At 64.0% G+C, this 26792-nt stretch carries 23 protein-coding genes; 8 read left to right on the top strand and 15 right to left on the bottom strand.

The genetic code is table 11. The features are described from left to right. Positions 1 to 101: 101 nt before the first annotated feature. Genes OQZ28_RS09280 through OQZ28_RS09265 form a run of 4 tightly spaced genes read right to left on the bottom strand, consistent with a single transcriptional unit; the run spans position 102 to position 4560 of the window. A complete protein-coding gene (locus OQZ28_RS09280) occupies positions 102 to 1067 on the bottom strand; it encodes a glycosyltransferase family 2 protein (protein WP_130731358.1) in 966 nt (321 codons plus the stop codon). After that, positions 1064 to 2269 carry a glycosyltransferase gene (locus tag OQZ28_RS09275; protein WP_130731359.1) on the bottom strand — a complete coding sequence of 402 codons (1206 nt, stop codon included), beginning with the start codon at positions 2267 to 2269 and terminating at the stop codon, positions 1064 to 1066. Before OQZ28_RS09275 ends, OQZ28_RS09280 begins: the two co-directional genes overlap by 4 nt. Next, positions 2266 to 3408, bottom strand: a complete 1143-nt coding sequence (locus OQZ28_RS09270) for a glycosyltransferase (RefSeq protein WP_458135918.1) — start codon at positions 3406 to 3408, stop codon at positions 2266 to 2268. The genes OQZ28_RS09275 and OQZ28_RS09270 overlap by 4 nt, the downstream gene beginning before the upstream one ends. Before the next feature lie 42 nt (positions 3409 to 3450). Further along, on the bottom strand, positions 3451 to 4560 hold the full coding sequence (locus tag OQZ28_RS09265; RefSeq protein WP_458135917.1) for a GumK N-terminal domain-containing glycosyltransferase: 1110 nt from the start codon (positions 4558 to 4560) through the stop codon (positions 3451 to 3453). A gap of 320 nt (positions 4561 to 4880) precedes the next feature. Here OQZ28_RS09265 and OQZ28_RS09260 point away from each other — a divergent pair, with 320 nt between their 5' ends. Genes OQZ28_RS09260 through rfbD form a run of 5 tightly spaced genes read left to right on the top strand, consistent with a single transcriptional unit; the run spans position 4881 to position 9959 of the window. Beyond that, positions 4881 to 6056, top strand: a complete 1176-nt coding sequence (locus tag OQZ28_RS09260) for an acyltransferase family protein (RefSeq protein WP_130731362.1) — start codon at positions 4881 to 4883, stop codon at positions 6054 to 6056. Beyond that, positions 6040 to 7398 (top strand): polysaccharide polymerase, encoded by a 1359-nt coding sequence (locus tag OQZ28_RS09255; protein ID WP_458135916.1) that lies wholly within the window; start codon positions 6040 to 6042, stop codon positions 7396 to 7398. Before OQZ28_RS09260 ends, OQZ28_RS09255 begins: the two co-directional genes overlap by 17 nt. A gap of 38 nt (positions 7399 to 7436) precedes the next feature. Beyond that, on the top strand, positions 7437 to 8423 hold the full coding sequence (locus OQZ28_RS09250; protein ID WP_458135981.1) for a glycoside hydrolase family 5 protein: 987 nt from the start codon (positions 7437 to 7439) through the stop codon (positions 8421 to 8423). Positions 8424 to 8467: 44 nt separating this feature from the next. Continuing rightward, positions 8468 to 9025, top strand: coding sequence for a dTDP-4-dehydrorhamnose 3,5-epimerase (gene rfbC / locus OQZ28_RS09245; protein ID WP_458135915.1), 558 nt, complete (start codon positions 8468 to 8470; stop codon positions 9023 to 9025). A 46-nt stretch (positions 9026 to 9071) separates the two neighbouring features. Continuing rightward, positions 9072 to 9959, top strand: a complete 888-nt coding sequence (gene rfbD, locus OQZ28_RS09240) for a dTDP-4-dehydrorhamnose reductase (protein WP_458135914.1) — start codon at positions 9072 to 9074, stop codon at positions 9957 to 9959. Positions 9960 to 10026: 67 nt separating this feature from the next. Here the strand turns inward: rfbD and OQZ28_RS09235 are convergent, their stop codons facing one another. Next, positions 10027 to 10938 (bottom strand): hypothetical protein, encoded by a 912-nt coding sequence (locus OQZ28_RS09235; protein ID WP_458135913.1) that lies wholly within the window; start codon positions 10936 to 10938, stop codon positions 10027 to 10029. Positions 10939 to 11268: 330 nt separating this feature from the next. On the opposite strand from OQZ28_RS09235, the gene OQZ28_RS09230 reads away from it, so the two are divergent. Together OQZ28_RS09230 and OQZ28_RS09225 are read left to right on the top strand one after the other, a co-directional pair. Next, entirely contained in the window at positions 11269 to 12426 is a 1158-nt protein-coding gene (locus OQZ28_RS09230; protein ID WP_458135912.1) for an aminotransferase class I/II-fold pyridoxal phosphate-dependent enzyme, read from the top strand. Positions 12427 to 12470: 44 nt separating this feature from the next. After that, positions 12471 to 13853: an aminotransferase DegT gene (locus tag OQZ28_RS09225; protein ID WP_458135911.1), complete on the top strand. Its 1383-nt coding sequence runs from the start codon at positions 12471 to 12473 to the stop codon at positions 13851 to 13853. Positions 13854 to 13940: 87 nt separating this feature from the next. On the opposite strand, the gene OQZ28_RS09220 is transcribed toward OQZ28_RS09225, so the two are convergent. The 7 genes from OQZ28_RS09220 to OQZ28_RS09190 all read right to left on the bottom strand — a co-directional run bounded on the left by OQZ28_RS09220 (position 13941) and on the right by OQZ28_RS09190 (position 21565). Continuing rightward, on the bottom strand, positions 13941 to 15308 hold the full coding sequence (locus OQZ28_RS09220) for a sugar porter family MFS transporter (RefSeq protein ID WP_458135910.1): 1368 nt from the start codon (positions 15306 to 15308) through the stop codon (positions 13941 to 13943). Between the two features lie 56 nt (positions 15309 to 15364). Then, complete coding sequence (locus OQZ28_RS09215; protein ID WP_458135909.1) at positions 15365 to 16501, bottom strand: L-dopachrome tautomerase-related protein; 1137 nt, start codon at positions 16499 to 16501, stop codon at positions 15365 to 15367. A 97-nt stretch (positions 16502 to 16598) separates the two neighbouring features. Further along, positions 16599 to 18068: a xylulokinase gene (gene xylB / locus OQZ28_RS09210; RefSeq protein ID WP_458135908.1), complete on the bottom strand. Its 1470-nt coding sequence runs from the start codon at positions 18066 to 18068 to the stop codon at positions 16599 to 16601. Positions 18069 to 18184: 116 nt separating this feature from the next. Then, positions 18185 to 18388, bottom strand: coding sequence for a hypothetical protein (locus tag OQZ28_RS09205; RefSeq protein WP_458135907.1), 204 nt, complete (start codon positions 18386 to 18388; stop codon positions 18185 to 18187). An 8-nt stretch (positions 18389 to 18396) separates the two neighbouring features. After that, complete coding sequence (locus tag OQZ28_RS09200; RefSeq protein ID WP_458135906.1) at positions 18397 to 19539, bottom strand: acetoin dehydrogenase dihydrolipoyllysine-residue acetyltransferase subunit; 1143 nt, start codon at positions 19537 to 19539, stop codon at positions 18397 to 18399. Position 19540: 1 nt separating this feature from the next. Beyond that, on the bottom strand, positions 19541 to 20569 hold the full coding sequence (locus OQZ28_RS09195; protein WP_130731127.1) for an alpha-ketoacid dehydrogenase subunit beta: 1029 nt from the start codon (positions 20567 to 20569) through the stop codon (positions 19541 to 19543). A 30-nt stretch (positions 20570 to 20599) separates the two neighbouring features. Continuing rightward, on the bottom strand, positions 20600 to 21565 hold the full coding sequence (locus OQZ28_RS09190) for a thiamine pyrophosphate-dependent dehydrogenase E1 component subunit alpha (RefSeq protein WP_130731126.1): 966 nt from the start codon (positions 21563 to 21565) through the stop codon (positions 20600 to 20602). 214 nt (positions 21566 to 21779) lie between these two features. Between OQZ28_RS09190 and OQZ28_RS09185 the strand changes: the two genes are divergently transcribed. Then, complete coding sequence (locus OQZ28_RS09185; RefSeq protein WP_130731125.1) at positions 21780 to 22739, top strand: helix-turn-helix domain-containing protein; 960 nt, start codon at positions 21780 to 21782, stop codon at positions 22737 to 22739. A gap of 8 nt (positions 22740 to 22747) precedes the next feature. Here the strand turns inward: OQZ28_RS09185 and OQZ28_RS09180 are convergent, their stop codons facing one another. From OQZ28_RS09180 to OQZ28_RS09170, 3 genes are read right to left on the bottom strand one after another with little or no spacing between them, the layout of a single operon-like run. After that, positions 22748 to 23395 (bottom strand): hypothetical protein, encoded by a 648-nt coding sequence (locus tag OQZ28_RS09180; RefSeq protein WP_458135905.1) that lies wholly within the window; start codon positions 23393 to 23395, stop codon positions 22748 to 22750. After that, positions 23392 to 24579: a VWA domain-containing protein gene (locus OQZ28_RS09175; RefSeq protein WP_458135904.1), complete on the bottom strand. Its 1188-nt coding sequence runs from the start codon at positions 24577 to 24579 to the stop codon at positions 23392 to 23394. Before OQZ28_RS09175 ends, OQZ28_RS09180 begins: the two co-directional genes overlap by 4 nt. Beyond that, on the bottom strand, positions 24576 to 26792 hold the full coding sequence (locus OQZ28_RS09170) for a DUF5682 family protein (RefSeq protein WP_458135903.1): 2217 nt from the start codon (positions 26790 to 26792) through the stop codon (positions 24576 to 24578). Before OQZ28_RS09170 ends, OQZ28_RS09175 begins: the two co-directional genes overlap by 4 nt.

Below are 26792 nucleotides of genomic sequence, written 5' to 3'. Positions count from 1 at the left end.
ACAATCCGGGCCATGCAGGTGCCTGCATGGCCCGGATCAGGCGAAATCAACAAAAAAACCAAGCAAGGAACGCAGGCCCTGCCTGAAACTCCTTGATGATTTCACGAATGGCAGAGGCGACGCCGCAGGGCCACGCCAACCTGGCGCATCATGGCAGGCAGGAAGGCCGGGCGGTCCATGATGCGCCGCATGATCGCCCCCACCGCGCCCGCGCGCAGGGCAACCGAGACGAAGTGTGAGTCATCAAGCCGCTGCAACCCCTCGGCACGCTGGCGCAGCAGGTCGACAAGCACGGGATCAGTGCTGATGCGCGGGTCACGCGCCAGCGCCAGCGCCATGTCGCGCATGTCACGATAGGCGATGACGGTGCGCGACATGCCGGAGGCCCGGCCACTCACGCTGCCCTGGCGCTGGGTATAAAGATAGGTGGGCTGGTCGATCAGGCACAGCCGCCCGCCCGCCAGCAGGAACGAGACCACCAGCAGGAAGTCCTCCCCATGCCGCACCTGCGGGTCGTAGCGCAGGCCATGGGCCTCGAGGAACGCACGCCGGAACATCGGCTTGAGCAGGCCCCAGTCAAAACCGGTGCCGCCTGAACGGTTATGGCGCACGTAATCACGCAGGTTTATGGTCTGGAGCGGCACCTGCCCTGCCCCCATTGCCCGGCCCGTCACCTGGCCTGCCATGGCATCGTAATAGCCCAGGTCATCGGCCACGGCATCACAGTCATCATGTGCCGCGCGCGCCATGAGCACTTCAAGCCGGTTGGGCGCAAAGGCGTCATCGCCATCAAGAAAGGCGACCCAGTCCCCCTTCGCCACGGCCAGGCCGGTATTGCGCGCGACCGACGGACCACCATTGGCAGGGGTGGACACGACACGGATGATGTCATGCGCGCGCGCCACCCGGCGCAGCAGGTCGGGCGTGCTGTCGGTGGAGCAGTCATCCACCACCACGATTTCAAGCGGCGGCTGCGTCTGCTCAAGCGCCGAATTGACGGCCCGCATGATGAAATCCTGCGCATTATACGCCGTGATGACCAGGGTGACGGACATGGGAGCGGTCATGAGGTGCGTCCTGTCATGCTATCGTAAATCTTCTCGAGCATGCCTGCCCAGTAGGACAGGTCATGGTGCTTCGCCACGAAAGCGGGCCCCGCTTCCGACATGCGCGTGGCAAGCGCATCATCACGCAGCAGCCGGATCAGGTAGGCGCTCAGCGCCGCGACATCGCCCTCGGCAAAGGCGAAGCCGGTCCTGCCATGCTCGATGCCCTCGGTGGCGCCACCACGGGCGGATGTGACCACCGGCACGCCGCAGGCCTGGGCCTCGAGCAGGACAAGGCCCATGCCCTCGGCATCGCCATTGGCCGCCGTGACGCTGGGCAGGCAGAACACCCGCGCCTGCGCCAGAAGCGGCTGCATCTGCGCTGCGGAATAGCGGCCATTGAACGTAATGCCCCCGATATCGGCCGCAAGGCCCGCCAGCATGTCGCGCTCCGGCCCGTCGCCTGCAATGAGCAGGCGGGCATCGGGCACCTGCGCGCGCACGCTGCGAAAGGCCTCGATCAGGTAGCGGCAGCCCTTTTTCTCCACCAGTCGGCCCGCGAACAGGATGACCGGCGCACGCTCGGCCACGGGCGGCCCGGCAGGGTGAAAGCGCGCAAGGTCGATGCCGATGGGGCAGACATGAATGCGCTGTTCGGGCAGCCCCGCGCGGATCGCCGCCTCGCGGATGCTGTGCGACACCGCGACGTAATTGACCTGCCTGATACTGGCCAGGTGCTTGAGCCTGCGCGGATAGGCCCGCCAGCGCTGCCCGCCGCCACCGCGCGCGAACCACTCCATGCGGGTGGTAATGTCCGATCCATGCAAGGTGACCAGCAACGGCACGCCCAGCGCATGCGCAAGCGGCCACGCCTCCACACCATCAAAGCCGAAATGGGCATGCACCAGCCGGGGCGCGAAGCCGCGGGCGAGGTTCAGCATGCCCGGCACGGGGCGTTCGAGCATGCGGGCGGCCATGCCGGTCAGGCGTTGCACGAATGTGGGCGGCCCGTCATGCAGCGCGCGCACGTCCATGCCATCAAGCGGCAGCTGGCCTATGGTGCGCTCGCCCAGCAGCACGGGCCGCCAGCGCCGCAGGCCACGCGCCTGATCGCGCACGAATGTCTCGGACAGGGGCAGGATCTGGGTGCGGTAGATCGCAACCGTTGGTGCGGTTGCATCCGCCATGACCGACCCCGCACCTGTCCCGGCCATACCGTTCATGCCGCCACGGCCTCGCCGGGGGCAGGACAGGCCTGGCCGCGATGGCACGCGCGGTCCGTGCGGGAGGATTCATGGCCAAAGCGGCGCACGAGCGGGGCGAGCAGCACGCCAAGCACCGCATCCTTCTGCATGGCGCGGGGGCCGAAGGTCCAGAACGAGCGCTCGCTATAGCCCCCCGCGCGCACCAGCCGCACGAAGGCGGCAATACGGCGCGGCAGGCTGGCGGAACACACCTCGGCGCGCGCGGTGTAAAGTGGCTCAAGCGCCCCCCACGCCCTTGCCGCGGTGCGCGCACGCATGCGCAGGCTTTCAGGCCATGAGGGGGTCAGGGCCAGATCGGCAAACAGGTTGCTGTCCTGCACCGTCATGCGCGCAAGGTAGCGGTAGGTATCGGCCCGGTCTTCCAGCCGGTAGCGCCAGCGGTCAAGAAAGGTGGGCTGCGTGCGCTTGCCCGAGCCCACCGTGTTGCCCCCGTGCAGGCGGTATTCGGTCAGTTCCTCATCAATATAGGCAATCGAGCCCACGCCTGACGCCACAAGGAAATAGAACAGGTCATGCCCCATTTCCTTGCCGGGATTGTAATGGTCGCGCATGCGCGGCCACAGGGCGCCGGCGGGCTTGAGCACGGCGCGGAAGGTCTGCATGTACCCGTAGGAAAAGCTCCACGGCTGCAGGGTCAGCGCCCGGGCCACCGGCGGCATGGGGGGCGTGGCATAGAAGGTGGAGATGGACCTGCGGTTTTCATCGACAAGGCGCGCGTTGTGATAGACCATCATCACATCGGGGTCCCTGACAAAGACCTCGCGCACGCGCGCGAGATTGTCGGGCTTCCAGTAATCATCCTGATCACAGAACGAGATCAGGTCGCCCGTGCTCAACGTGACCGCATGCATGAAATTGCCCTTGTAGCCCAGCCGCGTGGCATTGCGGTGCACCTGCACGGGAAAAGGCGCGTTACGGGCAAAATCGGCCACGATGTCGAGCGTTGCATCGGTTGAGCCATCATCGGTCACGATCAGTTCGGCAGGCAGGCAGGTCTGCGCTGCCAGGCTGTCGAGCTGTTCGCGGATATGGCTGGCGCCATTATAGGTGGCCATGACAACGGAAATACGGGGACCGGGATCACCTGCCTCACTCATGTTCTCGCTCTTTCCTGTGCTTGTGCAGGGGTCAGCCTGCGCTCAGACATGTGTGTCGGGATATGCTTCGGGTGTAAGGATGCGCTGCACGATCTCGGGCCAGCCATGGGCCTCGAGTTCGATCACATCCGATGAACGCAGGGCATCGGCAATGGCCTGGCCGATCGAATGCGCATCGCCCGGTCGGTAGCCATACCGGCCGGGCGTGTCATTGAGCGCGAAATCGGGGCAGACGGCGGGAATGCCGAACAGCGCGAACTGCCGCAGCTTGAGTGATGTATCGAGCAGGTAGCGCGGCGTGTTGGCATCACGGTAAGGCGCTACGCCAAAAGCTGCGTGCTGGAGGTAGGACAGCGTGCGCTCGAACGCCATCTCGGGGTGGATGATGATGTTGGGCGCATCCAGCCCTTCTGTCGCGCGCCCCGCGCCGATGATGTGAAAATCGATATCGGGCCGCAGCCGGGCCGCGATCTGGAAAAAGGTTTTGTCGAACAGCATCGAGCCGATCGAAACACAGCTTGTACGGCCGGGCGTATAGGGATCGGGATAGGTTCTGTCGGCAATGCTGCGGTCGATGCCATGCGGCGCGAACACGGCCGAACGCGCATGGGGCAGGCGCTCGAGCAGATAGCGCGAGGGCATGCGCACGGTGTCGATCATATCGAAATTACGCACGAAATCATTCTTGATGGTATCCGCACAGCCCACGACCTCAAGGTCATCGGACATCAGGTAGATAATGCGCGCACCCGGATTAAGTTTCCTGACATCGCGAATAAATATTGGCGCCATGCCCGATTCAATAAAAACCGTATCGGCGCGGCGTATCCACCGGCGCGCAATGGCGGGCAACATCTGCCGGTAAAGCCAGAACAGGCCACGCTCAAGGGGTGCAAGCGCCTTTTTGCGCATGTTGAAGGGGTGCCACTTCATGCGCCACAGGTAGCATTCCACGCCATCGACCGTTTCCACCCTATTGGCGCGGGGGGCGAGGTTGGCGCGCGTGTCGCCACGCCGCAGCGACAGGTCGCTCAACCCGATGGACAGGAAGGCCGTTGGCCCGCGACGCGCCATTTCCGCTGCGATAAAATGAATACTTGCCTTGCGCAGACTACGAAAATCATGAACGGAAATGAACAGCGACCGTGTCATGGAAGAATGTACTCCTGCCTTGCAACCATTTTTCAATGCTCCTGCACGCGCAACGACAGGCAGATCCGCCGGTTCATTGTGGCTGCGTGAACATATGCGAGAGCACCAGCGGCCCTTTTCACGCAGGCGCCAAATCCACCTGCACATTGCGGCAGGATCATGACATGATCGTGCCTTGAAAAAGGCGTCCGGACAAAGAATTGTGTAGGGATATTTCCCGTGTTTTCTACATTTATATTCTGATACGCTGTGCCCGCCATAGCAGAATCACTGTATTGCCTTGATCACACCATGCCGCTCATGCACCGGGGGAACCGACAATGTCGTCTGTGACAGAAACTTCGGGAACGGAACGACATTACCTGCACCAACTCACCTCCCTGCGCGGCGTCGCCTGCCTTGTGGTGCTGTTTGGCCATGCCATACAGGTTTTCCGTTACCACAGCCCGCAGCGCACGCCCGTGCAGGGTGGCGTGCATGACCTCATAACCTACGCCTTCAATGCGGAGGCGGCGGTGGTACTGTTTTTCGTGCTCAGCGGGTGCGTGCTCTCGCTGTCATTGCGCAAATACGCGCACATGACGCCGCGCATCGTGGGCAGCTTCTACATCAAGCGCATTTTCCGCATCTATCCGCTGCTGTGGTTTTCCATCGGGCTTGCCGTGCTGAGCATGGTGGTGGCCCGCGGGCTGGTGCCTGATGGCGTGTTCGTGGGCTGGCTGTCGCGCAACCTGCACACGCCGGTCTCGATGCGCAACACCATCGCCTCGCTTGCAGGCGTGTTCACCCGCTATAACGGCCCGATGTGGTCGCTGCGGGTCGAGCTCATGTACTCGGTCGTGTTTCCGCTCCTGTTCGTGCTGATGCGCGGGCGCACGGCGCGGGTGGTGACGCTGCTGGCGCTGGCCGCCATCGCAGCACTGCCGGTGCCGCACGAGGTCGGCACGGTGTTTGCCCTGTCGTTTGGCCTTGGCGCGCTGATCCCGCTGCTGCCGGGCACACTGGGCCGGTACCACGGATGGTATGCGCTGGCAGCCCTGGTGGTGCTGCTGTATGACCGTTACGCGCTGGCAGGGCTGCACCTGCCAGAGCGCATTGCCGACATGATCGAAACCCTGGCCGCCTTTGTCGTGATCCGCGACCTGTATGCCTCGGGGCGGCAGTACCGCATCCTGCTCAGCAAACCGGTCATCGTGGTGGGGGAACTGTCCTATGGCATCTACCTCATGCACCTGCCCATCATGCTGATCGTGTTCACGATCGCGGGCCACCGCATGGGCACGGCCACGCTGCTGGCCCACCCGTCGCTGACCCAGTTTACGCTTGGTGTCGTGACCGCCGTGCTGACCACGGCACTGGCCGGGCTGACCTACCGCGTGCTTGAACTGCCGCTGCACAATATCGGGCGCAGGCTGGGCCGCGCCGTGCTTGATGCTGCGCCCACCCGCCCCCTCCCCTCCACGCAGGATGCGGATACCCATGCCTCACGGATCTGATACCTTCTCCTTCCTGCCTGCCAGCGCGCCTGCTTTCCGGGCAGCACCCCGCATCGGTGCGCACGCGCCCGCCCTGTCGCGGGCCGATGGCATATCGTGGCTGGTGGTGGCGGGGGCGGTGTTCAACCTGGCGCTGTGCTTCATCAACACCCGGCATGTCGTCACCGTGCATAATTCGGAAATCGTGCTGTGCGAGCTGTTCATCATTTTCCTCGCCTTCCTTGAAGTGCGCAACACCATCTCGCCTGCCGTCGTGCGCATAACCGGGGTGATGGTGTGTTTCGAGGTTGGCGCGAAGCTCATCAATCCTGGCCTGGACATGAAGATCCTGCATGACCTGGCCATTGCCTATGTCTTCTACCAGCTTGGCACGCGCTCCACCCTGCGTTCGGGCGAGCGGACGATCTGGGTGATGATGGCGATCATCCTGGTCATCGGTTTTTTTGAGCTGATGTTCACCAACCTGTTCGGCATGGTGTTCGATGTCTGGACCTATTACGTGAACAAGGGCGTCATCGCCAGCACCACGGTCAATTACAGCAACACCAACCTCTTCATCAGCGGCAATCGCGGGGCTGCGGCGTCGCGCACGTTCTTCCAGTCCATCTTCGGCTCGCACCGCGTATCCTCCATCTTCCTCGAGCCGGATTCACTGGGCAATTTCTCGGCCATCGGGTTTGCGTGGTGCCTGAGCACCCATCTCGGCTCGCGGCTGCGCCATGCGTGCCTGTTCTTCCTCTCTGCCCTTTGCTTCGTGCTGGCGGATTCCCGCTTTGCCTCGGGCTGCACGGTGGCGATGGTGCTGTTGCGGCTGACCCCGCTTTACCGCTCGCGCTTCGTGGTATTCGCCATGCCGGTGGCGGTGATGCTGGGCCTGATGATCCAGGGCGCCAACCACGAGATGCCGGGCATCCTGCCCTCCATCATTGGTGATAATTTCTCGGGCCGCCTGCTGTTTTCAGGCCGGCTGCTTGACTACTGGAACCTGCCGCAATGGTTCGCGCTGGCCCCCTCGCAGGTCTATACGGCTGATACGGGCTATGCCTACATCATCAACAACCTTGGCCTGCCGCTGACCCTGTTCCTGCTGGCGCTGTTCACCATGCATCCCGCCCGCACCGAATCCGCCGTGTCGATGAAGGCGATGATCTCGCTTTATTTCTCGACCTCGCTGTGCATCGGGGCCTCGGTTTTCACCATCAAGACGGCAGCGCTGCTGTGGTTCCTGTACGGCACGACCAACAGTGTCGCGCCTGTGGCGGATACCGTGCGCCAGGTGCCCGAGCGCCTGAAATCCTTTCGCTTCAACCGCTTCTCCCCTTCAGCGGAGCATGTGACATGATCGCTTTCCCCTCTTCCCTGCGCTGGCCTGCATGGGCCATGGGCTGCATCGCGGGGGCCGGGCTGGCACTGGCCACCCCCACCATGGCTGCTGCCCAGACCTATCGCGGCGTGAACCTTGCGGGGGCGGCCTATTCCTCCAACAAGCTGCCGGGGCGCTACGGGTATGACTATCTCTACCCCAAACCGGCGGAGGTGGACTACTTCACGCAGGCCGGCATGAACACCTTCCGCCTGTCGGTGCTGTGGGAGCGGCTGCAACCCACGCTGAGCGGCCCGCTTGATGAAAAGGAACTCCAGCGCGTCAGCCAGTTCATTGCCTATGCGCAGGCTCACAATGCCTCAACCGTGCTCGACATCCACAATTACGGGCGTTACCGGGGGCAGGAAGTGGGCGCGCCCGGCGTACCTGACGCTGCCTTCGCCGATCTGTGGGCGCGGCTGGCACAGGCTTTTGGCAACAACACGCATGTGCTCTTCGGCCTGATGAACGAGCCGCAGCAACATGACGCCAATGCCTGGAAAGAGGCCGTGCAGGCCGCGATTGACGCCATACGCAAGGCAGGCGGCCACAACCTGATCCTGGTGCCCGGCATTGGCTGGGATGGCGCACACAGCTTTGCCAAGCTCAACGGCCCGGCCCTGAGCCAGCTCCATGACCCCGATAACAAGCTGCTTTATGAAGTGCACGAGTATTTCGATACCGATGCCTCCGGCACGAAGCCCGAATGCATCGCCCCTGACAGGGCGGTTGAGCGCCTGCGCGGATTTACCGACTGGCTGCACGCCAACCATGCCCGCGGCTTTCTGGGTGAGTTCGGGGTCAGTCGCCAGCCCGAATGCGTGAAGCTGCTCGAGCCTGTCCTGTCGCACCTGCGCGACAACGCCGATGTATGGGCCGGATGGACCTACTGGGCGGCCGGTCCGCTGTGGGGAAACTATATGTTTACCCTTGAGCCCGACCATGGTGCCGACCGCCCGCAGATGACAGCCATCAGGCCCTTTCTTGCGGGCGGCACGCACTGAGCATTTATTGCAACTGCCATAACCGGAATTTCAGGAGCCCTTTCATGGATATAAAGACCTTCAACATCGCGGGCCTGATGCTGATCACCCCGCCGCGCTTCGGCGATGAGCGCGGCTATTTTTCTGAAACATTCAACGCTGTCCGCATGAAGGAAGCCGGCATTACCGATACTTTCGTGCAGGACAACCACAGCCTGTCGCGCCAGCGCGGCGTGGTGCGCGGGCTGCACTGCCAGCTGCCGCCACATGCGCAGGGCAAGCTGGTGCGCTGCACGCGCGGCAGCATATGGGATGTGGGGGTGGACATCCGCACCGGCTCGCCCACCTTTGGCCAGTGGGTAGGGGTGACCCTGTCGGAGGAAAATGGTTCACAGTTCTGGATTCCGCCCGGCTTCCTGCACGGATTCTGCACGCTGAGCGAAAATGCCGAAGTGCAGTACAAATGCACCAACCTGTGGAACCGTGAATGCGAGCGCTCCGTGCGGTGGGATGACCCGCTGCTCAACATTGAATGGCCGGTGGCCCCCGGTGCCGCCATCCTGTCTGCCAAGGATGCGGCGGCGGAAGCGTTCTCCAACGTCAATGACTGGTTTCAGGCCTGAACGCCCTCGCCTGCCCTTCCCTCCCGCAAGAAGAAAAAAGCTCACGATGCAGAATTCGATCCTGGTCACCGGTGGTAGCGGCCAGCTTGCCAGCGCCCTTGCCGCCCAAGGCACTGTAAAACGGGCAGGCCGCCCCGGCTTTGATTTTGAGCGGCCTGACACGATTGATGCCACCTTCCGCGCGGCGGCCCCCTCCCTTGTTGTCAACGCCGCCGCCTGGACCGCCGTTGACGCCGCCGAGACCCACGAGGCGGAAGCCGAACGCGCCAACAATACCGGCCCCGCCCATCTGGCCGCCCTGTGCCATGAACGGGGCATTCCCTTCATCCACATCTCGACCGACTACGTTTTCAGCGGTGACAAGGGCAGCCCCTATCTCGAGACCGACCCGGTCGACCCGCGCTCGGTCTATGGCCGCACCAAGGCGGAAGGCGAGCAGGCGGTGCTCGCAGCCCACCCCCGCAGCATCATCCTGCGCACGGCCTGGGTCTATTCGCCCTATAACCGCAATTTCGTGCGCACCATGGTCAATGCCGCCGCCCAGCGCCCGGTCTTGCGCGTGGTGAGCGACCAGATTGGCAACCCCACCAGCGCCGACCAGTTGGCTGATGTCATTTTCAGGATCATCGCCCGCATTGAGGAAACCGGCTGGAAAGCTGAATATGCCGGTATTTTCCATGCCGTGGGCGAAGGGGCTGCAAGCTGGTATGAACTGGCCCGCACCGCCATCGCCGCTGCTGCAAGGCTGGGCAACCCGCTGCCCGAGATCGAGCCGATCACCACGGCGGACTGGCCAACACCGGCCCGCAGGCCGCCCGATGCCCGGCTGGACTGCACGCGCCTCAGGCAGGTCTTTGGTTGCGCCCCCGGCCCGTGGGCGCCGGAGGTGGAGCGGGTCGTGGGCGAGATCATGAAGCAGGAACAACAGGGATAAACGGTTTTGGGTGCCGCCTTTTTTCAAAAAGGTGGCAGCCGGAAACTTCTTATATATTCAGGAAATACTACAGGCCACCACGGGCTATATGCAGCCTCTGGGCCGCACGCGCCAGCGCCGCGCGGTAAAGCTGCCTGCGTGAGACCACACCGGGAAAGCGCCTGAGTTCGCGCCGCAAATGGCTACCGGGCATGAAATAATGCCGCACGAAATGCGTCTGCCGCAGCAGGCTGGCGATATACCGCTTCTGGTCCAGAACCGGATGCAGGAACGTATGCCCGCCCGCAGGCAGCACCAGATCGGCCTCAAGAATGGGCGGGAACCACGTATAACGCGAGACATCGCCATACCGGCCAAGCGGCACGAAATTAAATCCGGCCTTTTCTATTTCCGATGCCACGAAGGCCTCGCCAAGCGGCCAGAATTTGATTTCCGCCTCCGGCACCGACATGGCGCGCCGCCGCGCGGCAAGATGCACGAGCGCGCGGCTGGAAAAAAAGGAAATGCAGTTAAGCGAAGCCCGTAACTGCCCATCGGGGTAAACCCCGGCATGAAACGCCGTCCAGTACCACGACAGGTCAGCCACAATGGGGTGGGCCACGAAATCGGCGCCATCGGCGATCATGTCAGCGAGCAGGCGGTTGCCGTTGCCGCCAATGCAGGCATCATATTCAACAAACAGATAATAGGCGTAACCGGGAATGCAGGCCTGCACCTGATAATGGGTGTAATCGGCATTCCACCACAGCAGGCTGCCTTTTTCAAAACGGTTGGCAAACCCTGCTGCCACCATATCGGCGTTGCAGGTGCGCAATACGTTGGGGTACGGAATGTTTCCCGCAAATCCGTTTGTCTCATCAATGGAGATGAAAATATCCGTATCAGGAAAAGTGGCCTGCAGGCGCTGCAGCTGGCGCTGCACGAAACTGTCCCACGCATAGGTTTTCAGTACAATGGCGCATGTTCGTGCAGCATTCATGTCAGTCACGTTCCCTGTTTCATTGGCATTATGACCTAAATTGACCGAAGGATATTTCGGTTTTCCCGTTTTTTATGAATATATCCTATAGAAGAAAACACGAGTCATTTTTTTTCGGTGAATGAATTTTTATTTTCTTTTTCATTTATCGTATACTTCAACCATACATACGATCACATAAACGTGTGGTAAACGATATGCCTCTGGGCGCGTTAAAAATGTACATGTTATGTAATTTTGCAGGCGCACTGGAGGCAGATGGCACCAGGGTGCGGCAATCAGAACAATACTTGTACTACTCACCGAGTTAAGTGAATCGGAATGTGAAAAATGACAGAAATGTCGCTCCCGGAAATATCGTTCATACGTTCCAACATTCCGAAGATCAGCCAGTTATCCGAGAGCGTCATCGCGATGGAAAACTCTGGCATCTATACAAATTACGGCCCGATCAACCAGAAGTTCGAAAAACGCCTGGTCGAGCAGATGTTTGGGGGCGTGGGCCAGTGCGTAACGGTGTGCAACGCCACCATTGGCCTCATGATGGCGCTCAAATACGTCACGCGCCACACCAACCCTGAGCGGCAGCGCTATATCATCATGCCGTCCTTTACTTTTGCCGCGGCAGCACATGCCGTATTGTGGGCGGGTTTCGTGCCGCTTTTGTGTGATATCGACCCACAGGACTGGATGGCATCGCATGATGCGGAACAGGCATTATTGCAACAGTACAAAAATCAGGTCGCGGCAATATTCCCTTATGCCACCTTTGGTAACGCCGCCGATATGGACTACTATACGGAACTTGAAAGGCGCACCGGCATTCCCGTCGTCATTGATGCCGCAGCCTCGCTTGGCGCGCGCGATGGGCAGGGTCGTGGCTTTGGCCAGGGCTCGCCGCATGCCATTATCTGTTCGCTTCACGCAACAAAAACAATGGGGATTGGCGAAGGCGGCTTCATCTATGCCAACAACCCCGAGATGATCGACGCCCTGCGGGCCATGGGCAATTTCGGGTTTGGCCGGGTCCGCCACGCCACCATGCCGGGCCTCAATTCCAAGCTGCCTGAAATCGGGGCGCTGCTGGCCCTGTCGGGGCTGGAGCAGCTTGATGCGGTGGTCGAGAAAAAATGCAGCATCGAACGACTGTATTACGACCTGCTGCCCGAATTCACGTTCCAGCGCCAGCATGGCACGCGCACGGCCTACCAGTTCCTGCCCGTGCGGCTGCCCGCGCAGTACGCGCCGCACCGCCGCGCCATACTGGAGCGCATGAAGCAGAGGCGCATTGGCACCTCCACCTATTTTTCACCCCATCTGCATGAACAGAGCTATTTCGCCGCCAATAGCGTAGCAGGCGACCTGAGCGCGACAGAAGCCCTGGCCGCCTCCATCGTGTCGCTCCCGCTATGGCATGAAATGACCCCTGAAATGGTGCATTACGTGTGCCGTGAATTCAGGGCCGCCTGCCATGCCCAGATTGTCTGAGCCCCCGTCGTTCCTTCCAACCACGGAAAACGGACCCATGCCCCATGTCCACCCACGCGACAACGCCCATCCTCATTGCTGGCGGCGGCCCCGCGGGCATCGCCATCCTGCTTGCCGCCTCGCGCATCGGCCAGTTGCCCCACCTCCTTGATGCAGGCGTGACCCTGGTTGAACAGGGCAGCACGATCGGCTCCGGCATGCTGGGGCGCTATGTCATCAATTCCGACAGTGCTGCCGAAACCTTTGTCGATGCGATTACAGCCAACCCCGTGCCCGAGCTGGCCCGCCTGACCCATCACCCCCTGGTGGAAATGATCCGCAGCCACGGCAGGCAGCCCCTGCCGCTGCGCATCGTTGCGGATTTTCTTGATGTGGTGGGCCATGTGCTGACCGAACTCATCGCAGCCCACCCCGCCTCGCGCCTGCTCACCGGCTGGCGGCTTGAAACCCTGACCCGGCAGGAAGATGGCAACTGGCTGGCCGACCTTGCCACGACCCACGGGGCGCACAGGCAGCAGGTGTTTGCTGGCAAGGTGGTGCTGGCCCTTGGCGCCTGCCAGCCCGAAGCCCGGCTTTATACCGAGAACGTGGCAGGCCGGCCCCTGCTGCCGCGCTATGCGGGGCGTATCGTGCAATCCGATGCCCTGCTGGCGCCTGAAGGCATGCACACGCTGCGCGCCATGCTGGCGGGATGCGAAAAACCCAGGATCACCATTATCGGCGGCGCCAGCAGCGCCCTGTCATCGGCCAATGTCATTCTGCGCGACATGGGCGAGCGGATCGCGCCGGGGCACCTGACGCTCCTGCACCAGTCCCGGCTCAAACTGTTCTACCGCACGGCTGAGGAAGCACAGGCCGACGGGTATGCCGATTTCAGCGCCAGTGACATCTGCCCGGTCAGCCAGTTCGTGCATCGCTTTGGCGGCCTGCGTTATGATTCGCGCACCCTGGCCATGCGCCTGCTCGGCATTGCAGGCGCAGCACCCGAGCCCCGCCTGCACGCACTGCAAATGACACCGGACAATACAGCCCGGATACAGCACATTCTGGACCAGTCCGATGCCATCATCGCCTGCCTTGGCTACAGCCCGCGCCGCGTGCGCGTGCGCGACACTGATGGTGCGCCCATCCCCCTTGCGGCAGACCAGCCCCATGCCGCCCTGACCGGGCCGAACTGCGGCATTCTTGATCAGGCGGGGCATGAAATCCCGGGCCTGTTCGGCATTGGCCTGGCCTCGGGCTTCAGGCCATCGGGGGCGATGGGGGGGGAAGCCAGCTTCCGCGGGCAGGTCAACAGCCTGTGGTTGTGGCAGAACGCCATTGGCGAGCGGATCCTCACGCATATCCTGCCCCCTGCGGCTCGTGCGCGTTCATCCCCCGTGCCCGCGCGCCCGTTTGACCTCGCGCGCGGACATGTGCATCTTTGAAAATGAAAGTTTCTGGTGAAGCTTTTTTCAAAAAGCTTTGAATAACGCCGCCTTTAAAAAAAGGCGGCACCCATGCCTACTTCAGGTTCAGCGCAACCGGTCGAAGGCGCCTGCCTTGAGGGCGGTCTCGATTTCCTCAAGCGAACGCCCCCGGGTTTCAGGCACGTAGCGCCAGATGAACACGAAGGCCAGCACGTTCAGCCCCGCATACATCCAGAACGTGCCCGCCGCCCCGAGCGCCTGCACCAAAGAGAGCGTGGTGAGTGAGATCAGCAGATCCGCCGTCCAATGGGTCGCGGCCACAAGGCTCATGCCCTTGCTGCGGCACGAGAGCGGATAGACCTCAGCCCCCACCAGCCAGATCGCTACCGACAGGCTGCCCACGTTGAAGATGGCGTAACAGACAACCGCCGCTGCCGTAATCCATGTATTGATCCCATGCGTCGCACCTTGCGCAAACATTGCGCCAAGCACCATGAGCGATACCGCAGCACCGGGCACCAGCCGCAGCAGCAGCCTGCGCCGCCCCCACGCATCAACCGCCCAACTGCCGAACGCGGTGGAAATGACCATGGCCACGCCAATGGCGATCGAGGTCAGCAGCGCCGACCCCTCGCCAAATCCTACGCCTGCGAAAATGGTGGGCGCGTAATACAGCACCGCGTTGATGCCGGTAATCTGGCAAAACAGCGCCACACCCACCGATGCCACCACCGCAGGCCGCACCCAGGGTTGCAGCAGGGCCGACCACGGGGCCTGCTCATCATGCATGGCCACGATGGCGTCCAGTTCCGCGCGCGCGGCCACGGGGTCACGCCGCAGGCGCTGCAGCACGTCAAACGCGCTTTCCAGCCTGCCCTTCATGGCCAGCCAGCGCGGGCTGCGCGGCAGGAACGACATGCCAGCCAGCAGGATCACCGCCGGAATGACCCCCAGCCCGAACATGAGCCGCCACGACTGCGCGCGGAACAGATAGCCCACGATAAACGAGACCAGAATGCCGGTCACGACGGCCAGCTGGAACAGCACCACCATCTGGCCGCGTTTTTCACGCGGGGCAATTTCCGCAATATAGACCGGCACGATCTGCGAGCACATGCCCACGGCCAGCCCCAGGATGAAACGCGCCGCAACCAGCACCCCCACGCTTGGCGCAAACGACGCCACCAGCGTGCCCACGATAAAGACAAGGGCCGCGAACATGATCATGTAGCGCCGCCCCAGCCGGTCCGATAGCGGGGCCGCCATCAGGCACCCTGCCAGCGCCCCGGCCACGATGGCCGAGGTCACGACCTGCTGCCCCAGCGTGCCGAGTGAAAAAGCCGGGGTGATCTGCAGCAGGGCGGCCGAAATGATGCCGGTGTCATACCCGAACAGAAGGCCCCCGGTCGCGGCCACGCCTGCAATCAGGTTGACAATGCCGGAGCCGGAAACCGTTTGACTGTGATGCGCCATTATTATGCGTTCTTTCAGCTGCGCCGGGTCAGGGCGGGGCGGCGGTGCGCCCGGGGTTATTGCATCGGTATCTTCACCACCAGCCAGGGGCGCTCTTCCATGTCGTGCCCATCATGGAACACGGGCAGCCGTCCCCACTGGCCCACGGTCAGCCACAGCGCGTTATCCTTGATGGTCAGGCCATCGGGCGCGATCAGGCGCGGGTCATGGGCTACGACCGAAAGCTGCCCGTCAGGCAGGCGGCGCAGTACGGCGTGGCGTTCGATATCGGTCAGGTAGAGGGAATTGTCCGGCCCGGTCGCCATGCCATCCACCACGGCGTCCTCCCCTTCATCGCGCACGGCTTGTTCAAGCTGCGCGGGCTTGGTGGCGGGGTTGGCCAGGAGTGCGGTGGGCGCGCTGTACAGCCTGCGGCTGGACAGGGGCTGCCAGTACAGCGTGCTGGAATCCGTGCTCAACGCAACACCATCGATCCCGCCCTGCCCCATGGCCGGATGCGCCATGTCATAACGCAGCATTTTGCCATCAAGTTCCATGGCAAAGCCCTGCTCTGCGCGGACGGAGGGGGCGTTTTCAAGCACGCGGCGGGCATGGCCGGTGGCAAGATCAACCACGATGATGGCCGGGTGATCCATCTGCGAGGTATCGCTGATGAAGGCGGTGCCCTTCTCGCCATGCGTCAGGTCAACGCGCACGTCATTGACGTGGCTGTCCGCGCGCGTGGCGCCGGTGTCCGGGCCGAGCGCGATGGTGGCAATGATCTGGCCGCTCCTGGGGTCCAGCCCGATCAGCGCCGGGGTGGCGGGTGCTGCCTGCCCGGCCACGGTACCTTCATCCACGATCCACAGGTGGCCCGATGTATCCACCGTCATGCCAAGGGGAGAAATGAAACGCGCCTGCGTCGCCTCATCGGGGAAAGCGACGGCCTTGCCCTTGACCAGCTGGCCAAGGCGCGGCCCCTTGTGGTCAGCCGCACTGCGGGGGAAGGCTATGACCAGCCGCCCGTCGGGCAGGGCCGCGATGCCGGAGGGCTGCATGTCGGCAAAACGGGCCACCACGGTTACATTGCCGCTTGGCGCTGCGCCATGGTCCACGCTGTCCCTGGCATGGGCGCCAAGGGGTGCCAGAAGGGCCAGCAGCGCGGCCCCACAGGCATAATGGTGGAAAAGACGGGAGAACAGGCGTGTTTTCATCAAACTCTATCCATTTCCTTATTCTTGCCCGACATGCCTAACATGATCGCCATAGGCCCATAACCATCTTTTTCCACACCCTGCCCCGCCTTTACTTTCAGGCGGGGCATGCGGCCATTGCCCCGCGCAGGGCGGGATAGAGCGCGCGGTAGCGGGCCAGCGGGGCTGCGTAGGCCTGGGCCATGCCCGCATCGGGCACGAGTGTCTCCTCACGCTGCGGCGGCTGGCACACGGCCTCCACCGCCTCATCCGTTACAGCAATTCGTGCCAGACGCGCCGCGCCAAAGGCCCCGCCCTGCGCCCCATGCGCCAGGCGGTGCAGCGCAAGCCCGGTAACATTGGCCAGGATCGAAACCCACAGGCGGCTGTGCGAGCCACCGCCAATCACATCCGCACTGGTCAGCACGGACCCGGCATCGGCCAGCGCATCGACCACATCACGAAACGAGAAGGCAACACCTTCAAGCACGGCCTGCGTCATCTCCGCCCGCGTTGTGGCATCCGACAGCCCGGCAAAGCTGCCGCGGATCTGCCCGTCATTATGCGGCGTGCGCTCGCCCGAAAGGTAGGGCAGGAACGTAACAGGCGAAGGCCGCGTAATTTCAGGCGGCAGTTCGGCCAGCAGGGCCGTTTCCGTCATGCCGGTAACGCGCGCCCACCACGCCAGCGATGACGCGGCGGAGAGTGTCACCCCCATCTGGTGCCATGTCGCGGGCACGGCATGGCAGAAGGCATGGATGCCGCCCTGCGGATGCGGGCGAAAGCGGTCGGTCGTCACCCACAGCACGCCTGATGTGCCCAAGGAAAGGAAGGACGAGCCCGCCTGCACCGCTCCCAGCCCCACGGCGCCGGCGGCATTGTCACCCGCGCCGCCTGCCAGCACGGGGCGGCCCTTCATGCCCCAGCGCCGGGCCAGATCGGCATGGAGCAGGCCCGCCCGCGCCGTGCCCTCGACCACTGCGGGCATGGCGTCACGGCCAAGGCCGGTTGCCGCCAGCGCCGCATCCGACCAGCAGCGCCCGCCAACATCGAGCCATAGCGAACCGGCGGCATCCGACATGTCATCAATCATCTCGCCGCTCATGCGGTAGCGCAGCCAGGCCTTGGGCAGCAGAACATGGCGGGTGGCGGCAAATACCTCCGGCTCATGTTCCGCCACCCAGATCAGCTTGGGCGCGGTAAAGCCGGGCATGGCGATATTGCCACATACCTGCCGGCTATAGGGAAAGCGGCGCTCGAATTCGGCGCATTGCGCAACGCTGCGCAGGTCATTCCACAAAATGCACGGCCGCAGCACGCCCCCATCGGCGCCCAGCAGCACCGCGCCGTGCTGCTGGCCTGACAGGCCAATGCCCGCCACCTGCGCCATCTCGCGCGGGTTTGCCGCCGCCAGCGCATCCATGGTGAGCAGCAGCGCCTCCCACCAGTCCTGCGGGGCCTGCTCGCTCCAGCCAGGCTGGGGAGAGGTCACGCGCAGGGGGTGGGCGTGGCTGGCAACAACCTGCTGCCGGTCATCGACCAGCACGGCCTTGAGAGATGATGTACCCAGATCTAGTCCGACAAACATTATTGTTATTCCCGTGCCACAACTGGCATTGCAGTCGCGGCATTGCTGTTTTCTGCTTGCTCAGGACTTTACTCAAGACATACCGGCCACCTTGTGGCAAGCACCGGCTGGACACCTTATGGTGACCGGAACGCGGCAGGACAGAACGTTGCTGCTGAAAAGGCAAAGTGCAGAGCCTGATGTTCCATGAAGATTTTTGAAAAAAGATTCACCAAAAACTTTTCAGGATCTGCACCACAAATACGGTTCAGAAAAAGTTCCTGAATAAAGTAAAAGTTCTCTGGTGCCTTTTCCCCAAAAGGCGGCGTTTCTGTTGCCAATACAGGCTTTATGCCGTCGCCACCTCATGCCCGATGAAAGCCTCCACAACCTCATTGACGGCCGTCGCACTTTCAAGCTGCGGCATGTGCCCGATGGCGGGCAGGATGTGGCGGGTCACGCTGCCCGGCAGGCCATCAGCCTGTGCCACCGGCAGGATTTCATCCGCCTGCCCCCAGATCAGGGTCGCGGGCATGTCGGCTGCCGCCAGCACGGGGCGCAGGTCATCGCCCTGCTTTCCACCGGGGAAACACGCTTCCGCTACCTTGCGCAGGGCAGCTTCCGCCCCGTCCAGCCGCTTGTAGCGCAGCACGTCATCCGCCATGCGCCGCCCGATCAGCGCCTTGTCATGCACCAGGTATTTCAGCACATCCTGCACACCGCGCACGCGGTCGGCCTCGATGAAGCCGTTGATGAAATCCATGTTGATCTGTGGCCCCAGCCCGGCAGGGGCGATGAGGGTCAGTGACGCCACAAGCGCGGGCTGGGTGCGTGCCAGTGTCAGCGCAATGCCGCCGCCCAGCGAATGGCCCATGACATGCACACGCGAAAGATCGAGATGCGCCAGCAGTTGCGCCGTGACATCGGCAAAGAACGCCAGCGTGCCCGGCCCCACGTCCTTTGACGAGCCACCATGCCCCGGCAGGTCGAACGCAATGACGCGCCGCCCGTGTGCGAGGGCCGCGTGATTGAGCATCCAGTTCTTGAGGTCGCCGCCAAAGCCATGAATGAGCACAAGCGGGGTGCCGTCGCCCGCCCCCCGGTCATGCACGCGCAGGCTGTGCGCGCCCACCTGCATCATTACCGGCTCATCAGCGGCCTCCGCCCCGTCAGGCTGATCGGAGGCGGCGGCAAAATCGGCCTGGAAGCGGGTGATGAACGCATCGATATCCGCATCCGCCACCGCTGCATCAGCCACGATGCCGATCAGCGCGCCCACGGGCAGCATCTCGCCATTGGCGGCCACATGGCGGCGCAGCAGGCCCGCCACCGGACTTTCAAAGGTGTTGGTGATCTTGCTGGTCTCGATATCGACCAGTTCCTCGCCAACCGTGACCTGCGTACCGGGCTCGACCAGCCAGCCCGCAATCTTGCCCTCCGTCATGGCAAGGCCGAATTTGGGCATGGTGATGGGGGTGATGTCGGGGGTCATGTCACACTTTCTCCGTTACGCGGTGGTTCATGGTCGCGGTGACGGCGGCCTCGATCTTTTCAACGCTGGGCATGTAAAGCGTTTCCAGCACCGTGGCGAAGGGCACCGGCGTGTGCGGTGGCACCACGCGGCGGATGGGCGCGCGCAGGGTATCAAACGCCTCTTCCGCCACAAGGGCTGCGATATCGGTGGCCATGTTGCAGCGCGGGCTTGATTCATCAACAATGACCAGCCTGCCGGTATCGGCCACGCAGTCCAGTATGGTCTCGCTGTCCAGCGGTGATGTGGTGCGCGGGTCGATGACCGTGCAGCCTATGCCCTTTTTGGCCAGCCGGTCGGCGGCCTCGTTGGCCATGCCCACCATGCGGCCAAAGGCCACGATGGTCACGTCATCGCCTTCACGCGTCAGGTTGGCCTCGCCAAAGGGAATGGCGTAGGGCTCATCGGGCACCTCTTCCTCAACGTCATACATCACCTTGTTTTCAAGGAAGATGACGGGATCATCATCGCGTATGGCTGAAATGAGCAGGCCCTTGGCCTCGTAGGGGGAGGACGGGATGACCACCTTCAGCCCCGGAATATGCGTAAACAGCGGGTACAGCGCCTGGCTGTGCTGGGCGGCGGCATTGAACCCCGCGCCGTACATGGCCCGGATGACCAGCGGCGTGCGCGCCTTGCCGCCAAACATGTAGCGGAACTTGGCGGCCTGGTTCATGATCTGGTCAAGGCAGCAGCCGACAAAATCGACAAACATCAGCTCCGCCACCGGGCGCAGGCCGGTCACGGCGGCTCCTGCCGCAGCACCGATATAGGAGGCCTCGGTAATGGGGGTGTCGAGCACGCGGGTCTCGCCAAACTCCTCGTACAGCCCCTTGGTCACACCCAGCACGCCGCCCCAGGCATCGGGCGTGCCGGCCGAGCCACCACGGCCACCGGCCACGTCCTCGCCCATCAGGATGACGGTGGGGTCACGGCGCATTTCCTGGCGCAGGGCCTCATTGATCGCCTGCCGGAAGCTTTTCTTGCTCATTGGTCGTCTCCTTGGTGCCGTGGGGTGGGGTCAGTAACGCACATACACATCGGCCAGCAGGTCGGCTGACTGGGGCAGCGGATCATCCTTGGCCTGCAGCACGGCGGCCTCGATCTCGTCGGTCACGGCCGCATCGACCTCATCGAGCACGCTGTCCTCGAACAGGCCCGCCTGTGTTACGCGCTCGCGGAACAGCTTGAGGCAGTCATGGTCACGCTTGGCCTCGGCCACTTCATTGGGCGCGCGATAGGTCATGGCATCGCCTTCAAAATGGCCATACCAGCGCTGCAGGTGCACATGCAGCATGACCGGCCCCTTGCCCGCGCGCGCATGGGCAATGGCCTCGCCTGCCGCCTCGTGCACGGCAAAGTAGTCCGAGCCATCGCATTCGATATACGGCATGCCAAACCCCGCGGCCCTGTCCTTCTGGGTGCCCGCGCAGGCAAAGGAGGCCGCCGTGGCCTCGCCATAGCCGTTGTCTTCCACCACGAACACGGCGGGAAGCTGCCAGACCGAGGCAAGGTTGAGGCTCTCGAGCGTGGTGCCTTCATTCGAGGCGCCATCGCCATAGAACGCCACCGCCACGCCACCGTCACGCAGGGTCTTGTGCGAGAGTGCGGCTCCGCAGATCAGTGGCGGCCCGCCACCCACAATGCCATTGGCGCCCAGCATGCCGCAGGCGAGATCGGCAATGTGCATCGACCCACCCTTGCCCCGGCACACGCCGGTGCTGCGGCCATAGATCTCGGCCATCATGCCCGCGACTTCCACGCCCTTGGCAATACAATGGCCATGACCACGATGGGTGCTGGCAATGGTGTCGTTATCGGTCAGGTTGGCGCACACGCCCACGGCCGAGGCTTCCTCACCGCAATACAGATGCACGAAGCCGGGTATCTCGCCGGTTGCAAATTCGACATGCAGGCGCTCTTCAAACATCCGGATGGTGCGCATCGCCCGATACGAGCGCAGCAGCGTTTCACGCGCTATTTGCATGGGTCTTTTCCCTGTTTCTTCCCTGGTCCCGTCACGCATGCCACGCGGCACGCAACCGGGCTGTGGGCAGCACACACGCAAGCCCGCCCTACGCGCAAGCACGCAGCCCCGGTGCTTCACGCCCATGTGACGGCGGTGGTACGAAGTGTCGCGAAACCGCGCCATGTGGCCGCGTGTTTAGCCGCCACCCCTCCCAACCCTGCAAAGAGACAGCATGCCGCACGGTTCCGGTTTTCCGCCTGCCTTCCCTGCACGGCCTGCCCCTTGCGTGATCGGCACGGGGCTCGAGGCCTCATGGCGGCGCTGCCAGCATGATTACGCGCTCGACCCCAGCACGCCCGCCCTGCCCGATGTGCTGTCCGGCACGGAACTGCGCCATGCCTGCCAGCACGCAGGCCGCATGCTATATTTTGCGGGGCCGGAAATGGCGCGGCTGCACCATGCGCTTGAACCCGTGGGCTACACCGCCCTGCTGGCCGATACCGCGGGCGTGGTGCTGACACATAACGTGGCGGGCACGCTGCAGCGCGGCTGCCGCCGGTGGAACCTGTGGCCCGGCGCCGTGTGGCACGAGCGCCATGCAGGCACCAACGGCATTGGCACCTGCCTTGCCGAACAGCGCAGCATCAGCGTGCACCGCAATGAACACTGGCGCAGTTTCCTGCACGGGCTGACCGGTATTGCAACGCCGGTCTATGACGCGACGGGACGCATGGCGGGCGCGCTCAATGCCAGTTCCTACCGCCCCTCGCCCGACGGCAGCCTTGGCGCGCTCATCGCATCATGCCTGTTGCAGGCCGCCCGCCAGATCGAGCAGGCGTTTTTCATGGATCTGTATCGGGGCCATACCATCATGCTGCTCGGGCCGCCGCAGGGGGCATCGGCCTCCGTGCCCATGATGGCGCTCAACCGCGAGCGCCACGTGGTGGGCGCGACCCATGCCGCGCGTGCGCAACTCGGCCTGCCCCCTGCGGGCGATGTCAGCCTGTGCCTGATGGAGGAAACCACCCCCCGCTCCCCGTTGCGCGAGGCCCAGGCCATGGCCATCCGCACAGCGCTTGCCAGCGCAGGCGGCAAGGTGGCGGTAGCGGCAAGGATGCTGGGCATCAGTCGCTCGACCCTGCACCGCAAGCTCCGTGCCCTGGAGGACACGCAGGCGGCCATGCGCCCCTGAGCGGCCCTTCAGGTAATCCGTTCACACACGTTGAAATTCGGGCCACCCGCCACCTGCCACAGTTCATACCACGGCTCGGCCCCGCGCAGGGTCAGCACGGCGCGCCGCATTTCCAGCGGCATGTAGAAATCATCCTCTGGCCAGGACTGGTGCCACCCGCCCACAATGGCATCAACATTGTCGCGGAACAGATCGCCCCGTTCGGCATAGGCATCGCCATAGGCCCTGCCCAATGGCGTAAGGGCGGCGCGCGCGTATTCATGCCGGTGCAGCCCGAGGCTTCCGAGCCATTCCGCCACTTTTTCGCTGCCATAAAGGCAGACCGCCTCAAGGGGCGGGAAAGACGTGTCGGCCGTGGCATGAAGCGGCAGGCCGGTGCAGCCCAGTGCCGTAACCTCCTGCTGCGAGCGCAGCACGTTAAAGAACCGCCCGTCCTCCACCGCGCTAAAGCCGATGCTGGCATAGCCCATGGGCATGCCTGTTTGCACAAGCAGCTGGCTGTCGAGTGTCATGACATGGGGGCGCAGGGCTGGCGGGGCATAATCAGGGCGTTCGCCGCGCCAGTATCCGGCAATGTCGCCCCTGCCTTCCACACTGAGGGTAAAGCACGGGCGGCGCAGCTTTTTGCCTTCGGCCAGCAGGTCATCGAGTGTCATGTGGTCAGTGCTCCCGTATCAGGCACGACGGCCTTGATGTCGTGGCCCGCAGCCCAGGCCCCCATGTCCTCGCGCCGCAGGGCAGCGGCCATCATGTCGGGAAACAGGTCGGGCGTGCAGGCGAAGACGGGAATGCCCATGGCCGCGACCTGCCCTGCCATGGCCGGGTGGTAGGCGGGATTGCCCGTATCGGTCAGGGCCAGCAGCACGATTACGTTGACCCCGAGCCCGTGCAGCCAGGCCATGCGGGTCAGCAGGCCCTGCGCATCGCCCCCCTCATACAGGTCGGTAATCAGCACGAGATGGGTCTTGCCGGGCTGCTCGATCCGCTCGGCGCAATAGGCCACGGCCTGGTTGATGTCTGTGCCGCCGCCCAGCTGGAGGCCGAAGAGCATGTCCACCGGGTCGGCGAGTTCTTCGGTCAGGTCGATCACGGTCGTATCGAAGCACACAAGCCGTGTTGCAACGCCCGGCAGCGAGGCCATGACGGCGGCGAAAATGGAGGCATAGACCACCGATGTCGCCATGGAGCCGGACTGGTCCACGCACAGGATGACCTCATCAAGATCCACGCTGCGCCTGTTGCTGCTCATGAACCCCACCAGCCGCTCGGGCACGATGCTGCGGCATGCGGGCTGGTAATGGCGCAGGTTGGCCATGATGGTGCGCGGCCAGTCGATATTGGCAAAGCGCGGGCGGGCGGTGCGGCGGGTGCGGTCCACCCCGCCGCGAATGGCATCGGCCGTGCGCTGCGCAAGCCGGTCCATCAGGGCTGCGACAACCTTGGCAATGACTGCGCGTGCGCTCTCGCGGGTCTTGTCCGGCATGGCGCCGCGCAGCGCCATGAGGTCGGCCACGAGGTGCACATCCGCCTCGACGGTTGCGAGGAATTCGGGCTCGAGCAGCATCTGGCGCAGCCCCTTGCGCTCAAACGCATCACGCTGGATGACCTGCACGACCGAGGCAGGAAAATAATCGCGGATATCGCCCAGCCATTTCGCAATGCCGGGGGCGGAGTTGCCCAGCCCGCCCCGGCCTTTTTCGCCACCCGTGCCATACAGCGCGTCAAGCGCGCGCGACAGGCGCTGCTCACGCGCGGGCAGCGGCGGCATGCCCGGGGCCTCCTCAATGCCCAGCGCAAGGCGCCACCGGCGGCTGCGTTCGGCGGTTTCTTCCATATTCATGACACCCCTCCCGCATCGAGCAGCGCGAGCACGCGGGCCTGATGCGCGGGCCATAGCGCAGCTACATCAGGCACGGGCGTGTAGTCGCGCGTGGCCTGCGCGGGGGCGAACAGCGCATCAAGCAGGCGCCGCCGCTCGGCGCGGTCAAACGCCGCGAAAACCCGGCGGAACAGGGGCAGGCTGTTCATGAACACATCCTCATCAAGGCTCACGAGCCAGGCATCGACCGCCTGGCGCAGCGTGGCGTCATGGATCAGGCGCGGACCGGCCGCCTCAAAAAACCCTTCGAAGAAACCGGCGGCCTGCGCAATCGGCGTGCCGGGCGAGAGCATGCGCGCCATGAGGTCGGTCGTGGCCCCGGCCCCGAGTGCATCGGCTTCATACAGCAGGCGTGCCACCGTGCCGGTAACGAGGCGGGTGGTGCCCTCCTCCTCCATCACCTCACGCAGGGCCTGGCGCCATCGTGCCGTGATGTCCTGCCCCATCTGCGCCAGGGCTATGGCCTGATCGGCTGCCAGCAGCGCGTGGCGCAGTTCGGTTGCGGCGGCGGCATCAAGGTTACGGGCATCATGCGGCAGCGACAGGGCCGCGCGCACCACCATCTGCGGCATGAGGCCATCAAGATGCGCCACCGTGCCCGCACGCGCCTCGCCATAACGCATGATGGCGGCCATGGGCGGCAGCGTGCGCAGCAGGGCGTGGCAGGTGGTGGTCAGGGCCGCCCTGTTCGCCAGCACGCCAGCGCCTGCGGCAACCGCACGGTCCAGGTCGGCCACAAGGGCCGCGCGCACCAGCTCCGCCAGGCCATCGAGCGTGGGTTCGCGGCCCATGCGCTCCATGAGGCGGCCTGTCGCGGCCTCGGCAATGGTGGCGCCATGCACGAGGTTTTCAACCAGTTGCACCGCAAATTCGGGCTGCCAGCACAGAACCCAGTTCTCGCGGAACGTGCCCCGGCTGCCGCCTGCATCAAGCAGCCTGCCCCAGTCCACATCGAGCACATTGAGCCGGTGCAGCAGGGTGGAGCGGGCCAGACCGCTCGCGCTGCGCAGGTCAACCGACAGGCTGCGTTCCAGCGCCTCGGGCTTGAGGCGGGTCGCCTTGAGCTGGCGTTGCAGATCCTCGATCAGGGGGGCGCGGGGCACGTTGGCCGGGATGGCACCCACATCGGACCCGATGAGCAGGGCCGGGGCGATACCGTCCCACCGCGTGCGGTAGCCTTCGCACAGGCAGGCGATGACGGCATCGGCCAGTTCCTCGAACCCCGGCGCGGGGCGGTTGCGCAGGGCGGCCAGCGTCCGGGCCAGGCGCTGCGCCTCGATCACGCTGGCAACCGACACGAAATGCCCCTGCGCGCGCAGGGCCGCGACAATGCGCGCAAGCCATGTGACGGTGGCGTTCGCATCACTGTGGGTGGCCCACAGATGCGCGCACCACCCCGGCGCCACAACACCCGCCCCATAACCGCTGGCACGGGCCAGGCGCGGGGCGGTCCACGGCGCCCATGTAGCGCAGACCTTTACCCTGGGCCGCCCGCGCAGCAACGCGCGATCCGCCGCCAAGGGCCTGCGTTCGGCCAGGGCGGGCACATGCCACGCCCCGCACACCACGGCGATGGGGCCGTCAAACTCCCTGGCCGCCCGGGCAATGGCAAGGCGCATATGGGCCTCGCGCGCGGCTTCATGCGGGGCGGGGTCCGCCGCCTGGGCCCGCAGGGCTGCCATGGCATCGGCCACGGCGGTAAAAACGGGGCCGGGATGCGGGTTTTCCTCGATCACGTCCGCCCACCATGATTCCCCATCGCGGTAGCCAGCCAGCATTGCCAGCGTGCCGATGGGATCACGGGTGACGGGATCGGGCGGCTCGGCCTGCGCATCGGCCTCATCCGCTTCCCGCGCCAGCACGTCGGCCGCGGGCAGGTCGATGAAGCGGAGTTCCGCCCCATGTTTCACCCCCCAGCAGGCGGCCTGATATTCGGGCGAATATTCGGCAAACGGCGCGAAACTGGCCCGCGTGGGGTCCGCCACCACATAGGACAGCAGGGCCACCGGGGGCACCATGGCCGGGTCACCAAGCAGGGGCAGCAGGTCGGAGGCATCGGCCGGGCCTTCGATCAGCACCACCTGTGGCTGCAGCGCATCGAGCGCCTCGACCAGTCGCCGCGCCGAGCCCGGCCCATGGTGCCGGATGCCGAAAATGGAAACCGCGCCAGCCAT

Source organism: Komagataeibacter sp. NFXK3 (assembly GCF_054182245.1).
The sequence above is the reverse complement of the archived record's forward strand: the minus strand, read 5'-3'. Positions and strand labels throughout refer to the sequence as shown.

Coding starts and splice junctions, on each gene's coding strand:
- OQZ28_RS09280 (WP_130731358.1), bottom strand. CDS start 1,067: ATGACCGCTCCCATGTCCGTCACCCTGGTCATCACGGCGTATAATGCG.
- OQZ28_RS09275 (WP_130731359.1), bottom strand. CDS start 2,269: ATGAACGGTATGGCCGGGACAGGTGCGGGGTCGGTCATGGCGGATGCA.
- OQZ28_RS09270 (WP_458135918.1), bottom strand. CDS start 3,408: ATGAGTGAGGCAGGTGATCCCGGTCCCCGTATTTCCGTTGTCATGGCC.
- OQZ28_RS09265 (WP_458135917.1), bottom strand. CDS start 4,560: ATGACACGGTCGCTGTTCATTTCCGTTCATGATTTTCGTAGTCTGCGC.
- OQZ28_RS09260 (WP_130731362.1), top strand. CDS start 4,881: ATGTCGTCTGTGACAGAAACTTCGGGAACGGAACGACATTACCTGCAC.
- OQZ28_RS09255 (WP_458135916.1), top strand. CDS start 6,040: ATGCCTCACGGATCTGATACCTTCTCCTTCCTGCCTGCCAGCGCGCCT.
- OQZ28_RS09250 (WP_458135981.1), top strand. CDS start 7,437: ATGGGCTGCATCGCGGGGGCCGGGCTGGCACTGGCCACCCCCACCATG.
- rfbC (WP_458135915.1), top strand. CDS start 8,468: ATGGATATAAAGACCTTCAACATCGCGGGCCTGATGCTGATCACCCCG.
- rfbD (WP_458135914.1), top strand. CDS start 9,072: ATGCAGAATTCGATCCTGGTCACCGGTGGTAGCGGCCAGCTTGCCAGC.
- OQZ28_RS09235 (WP_458135913.1), bottom strand. CDS start 10,938: ATGAATGCTGCACGAACATGCGCCATTGTACTGAAAACCTATGCGTGG.
- OQZ28_RS09230 (WP_458135912.1), top strand. CDS start 11,269: ATGACAGAAATGTCGCTCCCGGAAATATCGTTCATACGTTCCAACATT.
- OQZ28_RS09225 (WP_458135911.1), top strand. CDS start 12,471: ATGTCCACCCACGCGACAACGCCCATCCTCATTGCTGGCGGCGGCCCC.
- OQZ28_RS09220 (WP_458135910.1), bottom strand. CDS start 15,308: ATGGCGCATCACAGTCAAACGGTTTCCGGCTCCGGCATTGTCAACCTG.
- OQZ28_RS09215 (WP_458135909.1), bottom strand. CDS start 16,501: ATGAAAACACGCCTGTTCTCCCGTCTTTTCCACCATTATGCCTGTGGG.
- xylB (WP_458135908.1), bottom strand. CDS start 18,068: ATGTTTGTCGGACTAGATCTGGGTACATCATCTCTCAAGGCCGTGCTG.
- OQZ28_RS09200 (WP_458135906.1), bottom strand. CDS start 19,539: ATGACCCCCGACATCACCCCCATCACCATGCCCAAATTCGGCCTTGCC.
- OQZ28_RS09195 (WP_130731127.1), bottom strand. CDS start 20,569: ATGAGCAAGAAAAGCTTCCGGCAGGCGATCAATGAGGCCCTGCGCCAG.
- OQZ28_RS09190 (WP_130731126.1), bottom strand. CDS start 21,565: ATGCAAATAGCGCGTGAAACGCTGCTGCGCTCGTATCGGGCGATGCGC.
- OQZ28_RS09185 (WP_130731125.1), top strand. CDS start 21,780: ATGCCGCACGGTTCCGGTTTTCCGCCTGCCTTCCCTGCACGGCCTGCC.
- OQZ28_RS09180 (WP_458135905.1), bottom strand. CDS start 23,395: ATGACACTCGATGACCTGCTGGCCGAAGGCAAAAAGCTGCGCCGCCCG.
- OQZ28_RS09175 (WP_458135904.1), bottom strand. CDS start 24,579: ATGAATATGGAAGAAACCGCCGAACGCAGCCGCCGGTGGCGCCTTGCG.
- OQZ28_RS09170 (WP_458135903.1), bottom strand. CDS start 26,792: ATGGCTGGCGCGGTTTCCATTTTCGGCATCCGGCACCATGGGCCGGGC.